The sequence below is a fragment of the Desulfitobacterium sp. PCE1 genome, assembly GCF_000384015.1.
Classification (GTDB): Bacteria; Bacillota; Desulfitobacteriia; order Desulfitobacteriales; family Desulfitobacteriaceae; genus Desulfitobacterium; species Desulfitobacterium dehalogenans.
Genome location: NZ_KB913023.1, coordinates 1,291,812 through 1,305,348, shown reverse-complemented (window position 1 = coordinate 1,305,348; position 13,537 = coordinate 1,291,812). Strand labels below are relative to the sequence as shown.

General features: G+C 36.6%; 10 protein-coding genes. All 10 read right to left on the bottom strand.

All coding sequences use genetic code 11. The features are described 5' to 3' along the window. Positions 1–25: 25 nt before the first annotated feature. The 10 genes from DESPCE1_RS0106475 to DESPCE1_RS0106420 all read right to left on the bottom strand — a co-directional run bounded on the left by DESPCE1_RS0106475 (position 26) and on the right by DESPCE1_RS0106420 (position 13,506). Entirely contained in the window at positions 26–865 is an 840-nt protein-coding gene (locus DESPCE1_RS0106475; protein WP_019849872.1) for a DUF6602 domain-containing protein, read from the bottom strand. A 42-nt stretch (positions 866–907) separates the two neighbouring features. After that, on the bottom strand, positions 908–1,363 hold the full coding sequence (locus DESPCE1_RS21115; RefSeq protein WP_033422383.1) for an HNH endonuclease: 456 nt from the start codon (positions 1,361–1,363) through the stop codon (positions 908–910). A gap of 262 nt (positions 1,364–1,625) precedes the next feature. Beyond that, complete coding sequence (locus tag DESPCE1_RS0106465) at positions 1,626–6,251, bottom strand: NACHT domain-containing NTPase (RefSeq protein ID WP_019849870.1); 4,626 nt, start codon at positions 6,249–6,251, stop codon at positions 1,626–1,628. 99 nt (positions 6,252–6,350) lie between these two features. Next, on the bottom strand, positions 6,351–6,932 hold the full coding sequence (locus DESPCE1_RS22055) for an SEC-C metal-binding domain-containing protein (RefSeq protein WP_019849869.1): 582 nt from the start codon (positions 6,930–6,932) through the stop codon (positions 6,351–6,353). A 95-nt stretch (positions 6,933–7,027) separates the two neighbouring features. After that, on the bottom strand, positions 7,028–8,347 hold the full coding sequence (locus DESPCE1_RS0106455) for an HNH endonuclease (RefSeq protein WP_019849868.1): 1,320 nt from the start codon (positions 8,345–8,347) through the stop codon (positions 7,028–7,030). A gap of 300 nt (positions 8,348–8,647) precedes the next feature. Further along, positions 8,648–8,914 carry a hypothetical protein gene (locus DESPCE1_RS23640; RefSeq protein WP_028305476.1) on the bottom strand — a complete coding sequence of 89 codons (267 nt, stop codon included), beginning with the start codon at positions 8,912–8,914 and terminating at the stop codon, positions 8,648–8,650. A gap of 134 nt (positions 8,915–9,048) precedes the next feature. Continuing rightward, positions 9,049–9,282, bottom strand: a complete 234-nt coding sequence (locus tag DESPCE1_RS23635) for a hypothetical protein (protein ID WP_019849867.1) — start codon at positions 9,280–9,282, stop codon at positions 9,049–9,051. A 196-nt stretch (positions 9,283–9,478) separates the two neighbouring features. Continuing rightward, a complete protein-coding gene (locus tag DESPCE1_RS0106435) occupies positions 9,479–11,758 on the bottom strand; it encodes a hypothetical protein (protein WP_019849866.1) in 2,280 nt (759 codons plus the stop codon). 276 nt (positions 11,759–12,034) lie between these two features. Beyond that, on the bottom strand, positions 12,035–12,205 hold the full coding sequence (locus DESPCE1_RS22940; RefSeq protein WP_019849864.1) for a hypothetical protein: 171 nt from the start codon (positions 12,203–12,205) through the stop codon (positions 12,035–12,037). 47 nt (positions 12,206–12,252) lie between these two features. Then, positions 12,253–13,506 carry a DNA polymerase IV gene (locus tag DESPCE1_RS0106420; protein WP_028305475.1) on the bottom strand — a complete coding sequence of 418 codons (1,254 nt, stop codon included), beginning with the start codon at positions 13,504–13,506 and terminating at the stop codon, positions 12,253–12,255. Positions 13,507–13,537 lie beyond the last annotated feature (31 nt).

Sequence of the window (13,537 nt, the reverse complement as noted above, 5' to 3'; positions counted from 1 at the left end):
CGATAATAAATAGAATCGTCACCTATCAACTTTTCTTTAGATAGACCCTATTGAAAAGGCATGTTTCTTTACCTCCCTCAATGGGATATAAAAATCTATCTATCCCGGTTGGAAGGTTCCGATTATTATTGGTAGTAGAAACCCTGATAATGCACTCCTGTAAGTTAGATAGAAAATATGAAAATGCCAAATCGTTTTGCATTTTATATAAACTATAATATGCTGCATACTTAGTTGGGTCTTCAGAAAGATATTCTCTACTTTCTTCTTGGTCTTGCCCAAGTGACCACAACTTAATAAAATGGCTTCCCCCCAATGACATATGGTTTACACAGTATGACAACTTGGGGGAAACGGGTTGATTAAAACTCTCATGAATTAAATGAGAAAAGTCATGATTATTAAGTGCACTATAATATCTTCGTACGTCTTCCTCGGCATTATAAGAAAATATCCCATTAAATAAACCAAAGCATGTTCCCTTCGCAATTATCTCTGCGTTACGATTTGCCTTTTCGACTATTTCACATAGGTCGCTTGGAAGTATATTGCTCTTGACCTCAATAATACCGATTACATTTGAGCTTGTAGTTATAACAAAGTCTCCTTCTGAAAATAGCAACGGGTATGTATTATCAAATATAATAATATCAATTTGTGTAGTGATTTCATCCCCATTTCTCACAAATCCTGTACCTATAGATAAGTTTTTAGGGAGAACGCGCCTCAAGTAATTTTTAAGCACTGCTTCTTTATATCGACCTTCTTCACCCCAATTTCTATCATCTATTAAGTTTCGTACACGCTTTTCAAAAGCTTTAAATTCTGCTGCTATTGATTTCTGGTAATCAAGATAGTCCGGCATATGTTTTCATCTCCCACCGAGGACTTCTAATATTGACTGTTTTTATTTTCTAAAATCTTTCACTGCTCGTAATAATACTTTTTCTTTCCATTCAGGATTATCTTTTGTAATAATTTCAAAATTTATAGGAATCCAAACTTGCCTTCGTTTCAAAGTGTTACATTTTTGACATGCATATACTAGGTTATATGGCTTTGCAACACCCCTCTCATATGCAGGAATTATATGCTCAACAATACCATTGATGTTTGTTGTAATTCCACAGTATTGGCAAGTGTAACAATCTCTTTCACATATAAATTTACGCATACTTTTATTCTGAAAAATAGTTTCAGTTAAGCCTCTAGTACGAAAATATATAATATCTGCATGTATGGCACTTTTTGAACAATTAAACTCCTCAGAAAGTTGTTTCTTAATTTCAGATTCAGTTAACTCTCCTTCCTCTAGTAACAATTTAACCATTGCTTGTCTTTCAAAAATATTTTTGTGTGCCATAATAAATTTCCCCACAATTCTTACGCTATTACCTCCTGTGGATATAGCCAAGCTGTCCAGAAGCGGCTTTCCCTTTTTGCTTTCATCACGGATAAAAAGCTCAATTTCTTCTGGACATTTACATTCATTTCCCGTCAGCCATACGTCTCGATATCCAGAATTCCCCTGGATTCCAGAACCGCTCCATACAACTCTTGGATTAATTCCTCCCTAATATAGGCTCGCGTTTGAATTTTTCCTCACTTAGACTACACATACGCTTTTAATCAATCTGATCTGAAAATAATAGAGTTCTTAACTCTCCGTCTTCAAACCAAACCAACCAGCATTTATCATTTCGGCTATGCAGCTTGGGGTACTTCTCTCGTGCTTTCGAAGTAGCTTCTCTTAACAATCTAACTATCCAGAAAATCTTGAAATCAAGATGCTCTAATAATATAGGCAGCCTTTTTCCATCAATACATAAAAATGATTGTGAATCATCCCATTTTTCTCCCGCCTCAAAATACAATGCTTTAAGATGTTTTTCTCCATTGTAATATTTATATCCGTCTCCATCACATATACCTAACATCTCACGTATGATTCGTGAGGGCAATTTATAGTAGACATCGCCAAATTCAGGATAATTAGCAGTGCACTCTTCTACAGTATTTTCAATTGTATAATTGATAAAGTCTCCAGCATCATTATCAATGGAAATGATGGGAATTTTATCATCACATTCATTTTTCCAACTCATCCAACATATTTCTTTGGGCGTGATATAGCACTGCGTTTCTGTAGAAGAATGTATATCTTCTGGATTATTTAACTTATCAACTACAAATTCTCTTTGATTAATCAGGTCATTCAGCAAATATTTAAAATGCTCGTTTGTGATTATTGCTGAGGAAATCCACATAAGTGATTCCCCCCCTAGAGTGTTAGATATAGAGTTATAGCTATATAACGATATCCACTTCTTGTTCTTCTCCTCTTGAATAATTTCATGATTGAAATCCTGAATAGCAATCCATTTTTCGAAATTTGGGATGGGGGCATTTATGATCCAATCTCTAATCTCTTCCTCTCCCGTACTCTCATTCAGTAAAGGTGCTAAATCTTCAGGAATAAACCAAGAAGTTCTTTCCATAATTCTATCCGGGTCTTCTTGGTATAATTCCTGCACTGGATTTGGAAAGTCATCGAGTAAGCCATAATCATTTAACAATGACTGCACTCTTTCAGAATCTTTAAATGGTAATCGGTCAGATAAATAGCCTAGAATTACATTACGTGCACACCATGTATACTTCTCGCGAAAAGTCATTATACTGCTTTTGGTACCATGGGTTGCCGGATGATGTTGATGCATGATTGCACTATCAGCACCCATTACTTCTCCTGGTTTATCTCTATTGGGTTGACCGTAGAACTCCAATTTATTCCATCCCTGCCTTAGGATGTATGCATATGCTGCTGAAAGAACAAATTGATTGGGTTCAAGTGATTCCATTTCCAAAATACGGGCATGCTCTGACAAGAAGCTATCTGCCTCTTCATTGTATTTATAAGCAGGTGATTTCGCACTAGGCATCGTGATCTCTTCTTCACTAATCTCTTCGTCATCATCAATCTCTTCGTCATCAATCTCTTCGTCATCAATCTCTTCGTCATCAATCAAAACGCCGATATGATCCCAAAATCTACTTCTCTCTTTATGTTCAAGTTGAATTTCATTTAATTTTGCTCTGCAGTCCTCATTAAGAATAATTTCTTCGTTGGTCATTATTCTCTCAATTTCTTTCTCAGAGAAATACCATACCCAATCAACTTCCTCGGTAGTTTTATTACTACTATGGCGGCTAAAAAACATTCTATCTATAGGATCACATAAAACATATCTGGCCAAATCATAATCAATAGGCCCAAAGCCGCCCATTCGGGTGCCGGAAGTAGCCTCGCGCTGAAGAGGAATAGCCCCATTTGTATTGTACGGTGGACGGCTCTTTTCAAGATCTACTTCGTTTATTTCACCAAATACATAACATCGCTCAATAATAGCTCTACTGTAATATCGAATAGCACAGCTATAGTTCATACCAATTTTATCTGGGGCAAAAACGTTATTCATGATCCAGTCACCGAATGACTTTAGACAAGGGTTTCCCTTTTCAAGCATAAACACGGTTCCCATTGCAATGGCAAATAAATCCTCTTGCATCTGTAGATCATTAGTGTTACAGGTATGTTCAAATAGTTTATACAATTCAAAGGGCTGCACTAAGGCCCACTTCATCAATTCTCGTCTATAATCAACTCGTGCAATATTATTAACAGTGGTTAACATCCAGGCATAGACCAAGGGTATACCATTATACTTATCATCGCTACACAATTTATATCGCTTATTGGACAAATCAATGTCCGTATAGCATTTCCAAATGAACTCTCCATGGCCTCTCAAATAGCTGGGTACGGACCAAATAAGATCACGTTTTCCTACTACCTCATAGCTCATTAGATACTCATGTAGCATCTGTGCGCCAAGAGGATGGTTTTCAATTCGGGATACCGGAAGAATAATCTTATTGACAATATTTTTTAAGCTCTCTGAATTATGCTCCATTATTCTCTTAACTAAAGGTATGTGTTTGGCTGTAGCTCCTGGGGATACATTGGATAATGAAAAACAAACTAGATCAAATAATTGTTCATTGCTTAAGTTATCCCTGAAACTTGTATTTTCAGATATTAAGTAGTTATAATCTTCCAAAAGAAGAATGGCGACCATTTGCAGAGCGCCCTCATGATCTATCAATGCTTCCGGAAGTACAACCTCTGAGGGATTCTGTATTTGATTGGCAACTAATAGTGCAAGTATATAATCGAAAAAGGGCTGAAGGCCAGTCGAATAATATGTTCTAGGAGGCTCAAGTATGGTTTTTGAATTCACTGTATAGCTGTGAAGTATTCCGTAATCCTCAATAAAATCAATAAGCACCCGCCGATAATCCTGACCAGCAAAAATAAGCCCTGGAACGTTTTTCAGAGAATCAATTAAATCATTTCTTAGCACATTGGTATTGATCAGAAATTTATTTGCTATAGCCAATAATGAGTTTTGTACTATGAGTTCTTTATCCCCATACCCAGTTTTACATTTGGAGTTAAATTCTTTTTCAATTATCTTAAACTTATGTGATAAAAGATTAGTGATAGTAACGGATGGCTTTTCCAATCCTGATATCCTTTGGTGCTTGTAAATCTCACAAAAGACGCGCAAAGCCAGTGGTGTTTTTAAACTCCATTTAACCCATGGGCCTCCCTGAATATCTACCTGAAAGTATTGAATATATTCCTCAAATAACTCACTCACAGAAACATCACCATCAGAAGCTAGTCTTAAGGTATTGCTCAATAAGCCGTCATTATAGGCAAGTTCTCTGAATACATAAGGTCTGCTTGTAATGCAAAATCTTAGCCTAGGATAATTGGAACATATTGCTTCTACTTCCCGTAGACGATCAAGCCACAAATCATAGGGCTGGGATTCGTCAACGCCTTCAATGCAAATTAAAATTTTCGGAATGATCTTCGTCTCAATAGTATCTTCGCTGGAGACAATATTGATTTCTGTTCGATACGACAATGCCTCTAAAGCCTGCCATAATTCTGTTTCATTCCAAGCTGAAGCTAAACCCAAGGAGTTCTTTATGATATCAAGCCAATTATTTTGGGGATTGATATCTTTCGCGCGAATTAATATGGGGATATGGGATTCTCCACTTAATAATGATTCAGTCAGATTAGCTATCCCATGGGTCTTGCCTGAACCAGGATTCCCTAATATGAGATATTTTTTATTATTTAATTGAAAGAAAATATCTGAAATAATAGTATAAACTTCATGTGACTGAAGCCTTTCGGCAGTTTTTTCAATCTCATTGATATGAAAATAATTTTCTCTAATATGTCCGATTTCCTTTAGCAACTCTAAAAGCCCAGAGAAGTCAATATACCAATTTCTTTCATTAATTGAGGACGCCTGTTGCTCGTTACATACAGCATCTAGGGCAAGGTTTATCTCATTTAATAACCCATTTACTCGCTCTTGAGTTTTCGGAATTTCATCTGTTAATTGTTCATGAATTGAATGATTCTGGGCAAATTCTAAATAGTCATCACACGCCTTCAGAAATTCGTTGCAATGCTGGCTCATAAGACGCAGTTTTTTTATACTACTTTGGCGTTCATCTAGCGTTCCCACAAATTTTAGGATGCTTTTTTGCATTTCTCCTTGAATGTGCAAGCAAGGAGTATACTTTTGCGATAGCCACCCAGCTTTTTGTTTCTCATAAGAGTAAGCAAAAAGCTCTCTTGAAATCTCGGACTTTTCAAACCAGTAACGATATATCCCGGCAGCCCCACTATCCTGTAACTCCGTTAAAAGCCGGGTGTCATTCCAGAGTTCAATTATTAGTCCTGGGTAGTCGCCTTCTAACTTATTTTTCAACGCTTGCCAACGGCTTAATTCAGTATCTTCTATCGGCTTTTTCCCTCTACCGATACGGTCCGATGCTAAATCACGGGGAACACATACAATATATTGCGTTATCAACGGTCTTACTCTAAGCGCAGTATCAATCGAACTGCTAATTTGGTCAAACTGGTTTGCAGAAATACTATTTAAAAACCATTTTGCTTGCAAGCCAATAATAGTTCCATTATTTTTTGTCGCAAAGGATTCGACGCCCCCGTCCCCTCCTGAGCCATTGACAACCACAACTGCCTTTAGAGAGTCGGGAAATGTTTTCTTACACCACAGCTCAAACAATTGATTACACATGGATTCAAAGGCCCGTGTTGGAGCTTCATTATAAGTTTGAAAATGCTGCCAGTTCATTTTTTTCCTCCGAAATTTATTCCAGTCATACCTTTTAATATTAAGTGATTGCATTTTACAAACTGGGAAGTGATCCCTCTCTCTAACCAATAATTCGATTTATGTTTCATATCTGCCGCAGCACTTTTTGTATTTTATACCGGATTGACATGGGCATGGATCGTTTCGGCCAACCCGCTGGTTAAATGCTTGCTCAATTTCAATCATCCGTCTAAACATATCAGTCGTTAATGAGTACGCGTTTCCTGGTGTTTCTGCTGCTATTTGATCACGCTCATTATATAGAGCTATAAATTCAGCCGCTAATGGTGATGAGGTCAGTGCTTTTCTGATATTGGGTATCGAATTGCCTTCATAAGTCATATTGGGGTCTGATAAAAATAAAATGGCTGATACTTCATTGGTATGAGGAGTTACATCGACCAAATGGCCAGCCGGCGATTTCCAAATGGCATGAGCCTCTGCCTCTATTAGGACATTCGCCCTTTGCCAAATGCTCCTGCCAAGGACTTGCTGACCACCATGCTCCTTTATATATAAATCGACATTCCCAAAGCACTCATTAATGATGCTTCCTGGAACAGCGACAACCGGAACAAAAATAGGTTCATCTTCAGATATAGAGCAACATAGTTCTTGAATTTCCGGAGTTATATTACGCGGAGTTGTCACTCTGCTCATGAAAATCTACCTCCTGATAATCATTCATTTCTGGAATTCTGTTTTTTGATAAGATACACCACAATCGCTAAACAAGGCATTTCTCAAAATGTTATTCAATCATCTGGCTCATTTAGAGAGCGTGAAAATATGCCAAATTTACGATAATCAAAACCTGCTTTAAATTCTTCTAGTGAAAGTTTCCTTTTATATATCCGCTGAAGAAAATTTCTATCATCAGGAGCATTTAAATAAATTAAATATGGTATAAACTCATTCAAAATCCAGCCATGGGTATAATCCGCCTTCCATTTGGATTTATTATCGAATCCTTCCATATCCCTAAAGTGGGAGGTATAGCCAGCTTTCCAGACTACATCAACGTAACTCCTGCTCATGTCTTTAACATACAATTCCGCTAAAACATCTGCTTTGGTATTATCCAAATGATTTTTATAAATCATAATATGATCATTGTCCACTAGACTTAGCGGCTTAAAAATATCCCACTCGGAATCGCCAATAAAATGATCATGCTTTTGGGCAAAATCTACCATTCCAAGCCAGATATTTTTGGGTAAACTCAACAAAAGAAATTCGCCTTTATCAACTTCTTCAAAATATGTAGCACCAACAGTATTTAATAACACATCTTTCCTTTTATAATACTCATCATACAGATCGTCAAATATTATCGACAATTGCTCAGCTGTCTCAAAATCAGAGCTGAATCTATTATTAGGTAACTTGATTGCAAACACATCACTGTCTATATACCATATATAGTTTCTACTTGTAGTAACACCTGTTTTATATCCTTCGAAAAAATAAGTCTTTATATCAATCTCATCCAAAGATAGGTTACAGTCTATTAAACCATTTTGTTTAAAAAGAATGAGACACGCCAATTCTCCTTTAAGTTTCATAGGCAAAAAGGCATTTACTCTAACTGCACCTAAACCATATGCATATACGCAATCATGAGGAGTTTCGGATATGGTTTTTTTCTGTATATAGTCTTTTCCTCTACTTAATGCCTCGAATTCACGCTCTTTTTTAGGGTCTTCCTTAGCATATCTGAATTTTTCCATTAGCTTTAAGACTTTATTTGTGTGACGAATTGTTTGTTCATGATAATAACGTAAATTTCCTACTGCCAAGTACTGGTTACCCTTTTGTTTATTACAATGGCTACAAGCTGGTAAATAATTAGCAATACAATCCTTAATGAAGTTTTTTTCTTCAAGTTCATTGAAATAGTCTTCCATTTCAGTTGTAGTAGGCTTTGTTGTAACACAAATCGGAATAATGTGATCCACTTCAAGCTGGTTCATATTTATCTTTTCACCACAATAAAAGCATTTCTTGCCGTATGCTTTATGGATGGCATTGCGTAAGTTTTCATCAGATTTTTTTATGTATGTATAAGCATCCATTGTATTCTTCCTCTTAGAATTTTTGTACTATATAATAAGACATAATTCTATTTGCCAATCATCTTGATAGCAGTTAGATTAAATTCAGTCGTTCATTTATAAATCTAGCTAATTGCTGCGGAGTATATTTAGTTCCATCAATGTACCCATCCGTTTTAAAGACTCCATCAACATGTCCGGCATCCAGGCGTATATACATGATTTTAGTTATTTCTTTGTCCATAATCATCTCTTGAATAGCTCTGAATTCAAGTCCACACCACTTCTTTTCCTGATATTTCTCACATAAGAAAACAACAATCAACTTTGAGCGGTTTCTATAAATATCTGTAAAAGAACATCTAATGAAGGTCGGGCAAGCTGACTGATAAAGTTGTTATCGTAAAAGATTTGGTTCCTATCAAGTATATTTTCAAGCTCTCTGACCACCTGTTCAACTATCTCCCGTGTTTCCCCGGCAAATGTAAACGAAACATCAAAAAAATGCTTCGTGATGTCAATCGGCCGATCTTTTCTTTCAGCATTAAGATTAATACCGATAGCCTGCAATTCCTTAAATAAATCCACTCTTTTAATAGCCCAGTGGGTTCTACTGAACTCAAAATCCTTAATATCTAACTCGAATTATAGTTTGTGCAAACTTTCTAATGGAAGAATCTCTATTTTCTCAAACGTTATTTTGATTCCAACTTGCCGCACAACTATATCAGTGATGTAGCCAATACTGGCATCTTTATGACAAAATTTTCATACGCAAAGATACATGGGAACTTTTTTAATTCATTAATTTCATCCCGACCAAGCTTAACATATTTATTAACAAGATCTTTATCGGTATATTCTTTAATACATCGATCTATGTCAAATATTTTGGAATCCGATTCCCAAGCGTTCTCATCACCAGAAATAAGTAGGTTGTATAGCTTTTCTTCCATTAGTAATCACTCCTACCCGCCATGACTTTATATCATATCATTCAACATTTTCCTAAATATTCCTCCTCATTTCGTGCAGAAACTCTTGGCCTGTGGATAATAAAAAGCCAGACCTTATGGTCTGGAAGAAAGCAGGCGGTGCCTTTACTATGTTCTCTTATTACTGCTTAATGTTTCCCTACTGCATGAACGTAGGTCATTGCGGCGATTTTTCCTGCAAAACTTGCAGCTTTTTATTAATTGCTTCTCTAAAAGGATCTTTAGCCTGAATTACATCCATAAATCCTACGAAGTAATCTCCTTCAAATGCCGGTACCATTTTGAATTCATCATCCAGGCAATCAGGTATATTACCTACGGTTACAGGCTTATCAAGATATTCAAGAAATTCTTTTACTGTAGGACTTCCCTCCTTCCAAATGAGCTCAGCATCCAACATTTCAGATGCTTCCTTTGCTGTAGAGTAAAGCCCCACAATTGGATCTGCAAAATACTTTAACAACGTGGATTCATCCGTTATCCGTATACCATCAATTTTTAGAGTTGTAAAATCATAAATGTTGGTACAAACCACTTTAATTATTTTATCGTCTGAATAAGGTTTCTCTGGTAGTTCTATATTTACCCTTTCTCTTATCTTATCCCAATCGTGCTTAATAATCTCACATCTACGCTGTATCTGACCAATCCCTTCCTTAATCGAATTTTCCCTTTTATAGACCTCAACATAGTCATATGGTATCAATACCGATTTAAATTCGAATAGCAGTAAACTATCTTCAAGTGTTCCAAGAAAATCAAATTCTACATCTTTGCCATCATAAGCTTGGAACGAAATAGAATTAGTGTTTACCTGAATTGTTTCTATCTTTTTTAATTGATAAGTTAACTTTTTTTCAAATTCTTTACCGACGGGGTTTAAAACAACATTATGAATTTGTAATATTTTCTCTACAAAACGCTCAAGATTCATTTGAGCAATTAATGACTCACAAAATAAAATCTGGTTATCATTTATTTTAATCAGGGGTCTCGAAAAAATATCTCCACTATTTGATCTTATGTTTTCATCATAAATAAAATATCGGAGCAATTTTTTAGATTTATCTTTTTGCATATCATACACATTCGAAAACTCATCAACTAAATACTCTATGTTTATTACTGGAACTAAATATTTGTAAGACGAATAATCTTCTTCATCGAAATTACTTTGGGTTGCAGTAATATAGACTTGAGAATATGTATAAAGAAAACCATACATCAAAAGAATGTCATTTATCGTCATTTTATTAAATACGCATTCAAAATAAAATTTTTTACTTAATGACTTATATACTGAAATGATTGTTTCAGTATATAAGCTTGCTTTTCTAAATAAATCAATATTCATATGAAAATTTTCTACTGCATCCAAGTTCATTTTCATTGCAAGAAGTCCTATACTTTTCATAACTTCTTGCATGGTCTCTTTGTCAGAATGCTTTATCATGTTAACATAATGTTGGTATTCCCGTCTTATAGAAGCAACAAGATGAGCCTTATATTTGTCTTTATGTTTTGGGGAAAAAACATATATTTTTTGCCCATTTTGTTCTTCACGTTCTAACCTCCATTCGGAATATCTAAATTTCTCTTCCAGACTTTCATACATTGCTCGTTGTTGGGCAATGTAAGTCATTTCTTGAAATTCCGGTAAGTTAAAGGCATGTATATCTCCATGATCTATCACATCATCCTTTTTCAAATCAGACTTTTTTACAGCATATAGATATTTTATTAATATATCTAAGGAATCTAATAATCCTTCATAATTATCTGCAAATGATATTTTTTGAGTTGGATTATTGTCTACTGCCCTACTCGCTACATTCTTTTCCATTCCGGTAACAAAAGGCTGCTTGCTATGCTCAGCTAATAACTGTTTTTGCATCAGTCGACTTTGATCCTGAATAAAAATGCAAATCAGCCTTAATTGTTTTGATAATGAGTAATTCGAAAACTTGTTTTCATTCAACTTTTTAGTATTATTGAAATTGTTATGATAAAAAACATCATTATACAAAAGCACTTCCAACAATGATTCAATAAAGACTTCAGAATATTCACGTTTCTGAGTCTGCTCCAATGTTATAGATAATATTAATAATACCTTTTTAAATTCATTCTCATTAAAATTTAAGCTCATAGGACTTTTTAATGCATTAGATAATAGTAGTCCTCTTTTGAAAGTATCCGGTTCCGTTTCGCCTAATTCCAGAAGCACTTCTACACATTTATTTATTCGGTTATTGGCATATGCCTTTTTGTAAGCCTGGTATCTATTTAGTTTGTTGGTGTCATCTATATCCTCAAATCTGAATTTAAGCTCTTTATATACTTCTTCACTAATTTCACCATTAGCCCTCATGTTTTCCAAAACTTCTTCTGGAGATGTAAGAGCATCATCGTCTAAACTTATTTTGAATTCTTTCATGTTGATTTCCTCTTCCCTGTAAAAACTCACCCACAGATTTCTCCCCTTCCTCATTTTTATTACTGTAGGCGGATTTAATATATTGCCGATGCTCTAAACAAGAATCAGCCAAATAAGTGAAGCTAAAATATCCCATCTATTCCACTTTCGTTTAATGCTAAGCAGCACCTTCCAAACTGGTTTTACAGCAGGGGAAGACTAATTGCAAAAAGCCCCCCGGAGCTGCCGAGAGGGGGTTACACCACCTAAGAATATCTACGTTACTACTTGGCCCGACTACCCTTTTTTCTCCTTGATTTCCTCCTGGACCTCCAGTGGTTTACTATGAAAATCAGAATAAGGATAGGCCATACCCACAAAGGTACTGAACTGATTATTGTCCAGATGGTCATGAATGCATAATAAATAATATCCAATGGATTGTAGTTCAGCTCTATAATCTCTCACCCTCTTCTGTAATTTATGGTGAGACAATTATCTCATATAATCCACACTCACAACAAGCTCGACATAACCGGATACTCAACCTCTTCCCCCGTACCGCCGGTCATCGGTTTTAGTCCGCTATGAATAAATGACGCCCTGTGCAAGGCCAAGGAACCGTGCTTTCTTCTAATACCGTCAATTGCCTTATCCAGATCTCTCTGCTTCTCATTCAGTTCATTGAATAAACTCATCTGCAGAAACTCATTGCTGCACAGTTCCGCCGCGCTTACGCCCAGATGTCTCAACGGCTGTCCCCGCCATAATTCATCAAACAGCTCACATGCTGTCTGGTGGATAAAATTTGTACTATCCGTGGGGTCGTAAAGTTTCCTCTGATGAGAACGGTAGAGAAATTCATTGTCCTTAATCGATATAGCCACAAGCCGACAGCAATATCCCGCTGCACGAATCCTCGATGCCACAGTCTCCACCAAGGAGAGCAAGACGAGGTATGCTTCTCTGCAGTTATCGACATCGAATGGTAAAGTCGTTGAGTTTCCCATGCTTTTCACCACCGGATGCCTATTGATGCGGACCAAGGAAACATCCCTGCCATTGGCATAGTTCCAAACCAATCTCCCATGTGACTTTAAGAAAAGTTCCAACCATTTAGGATCCGAGCTAGCCAGCTCGCCGATTGTCCGTACTCTGCGGTCATAAAGTTTTTTCGATGTTGCCCTTCCGACCGCAAAAAGTTCTTCCACTGGCAGGGGCCACATTTTTTCAGGGACCTCCTCTGGGAACAAAGTATGTACCCTATCCGGCTTTTGGAGTCCTGATCCCATTTTCGCTAAGAGTTTATTGCTCGACACACCAACGTTGATGGTAAACCCGAGTTCTTCCCGAATCCGGTCTTTGATTCGGTGGGCAACTTCGATCGGGTCACCAAAAAGTGTTTGGCAGCCGGTATATTCCAAAAAATACTCATCCACCGAGTACTGCTCCACAAGGGGTGAATACTCGCGGAGGATATTTCCCATGGCGGTGCTACATCGCATATACAAAGAATAATCCGGTGGAACAATAATTAACTCCGGACACTTTGCTTTGGCTTCCCAAATCGTCTCTCCCGTTTTAATGCCAAACTTTTTTGCGGGAATCGACTTGGCCAGCACTATGCCATGTCTGGTTTGGGGATCACCTCCCACCAAGCTCGGTACAGTCCTGAGATCTAAAGCATCACCGTGTAATAATCCATTTATTGCCTCCCAACTCAGATAAGCCAAATTCGCATTCACGTGCATTATCACTCTGCTTTCCATACTTATATTTAACAAAGCATCAAACTGTCAG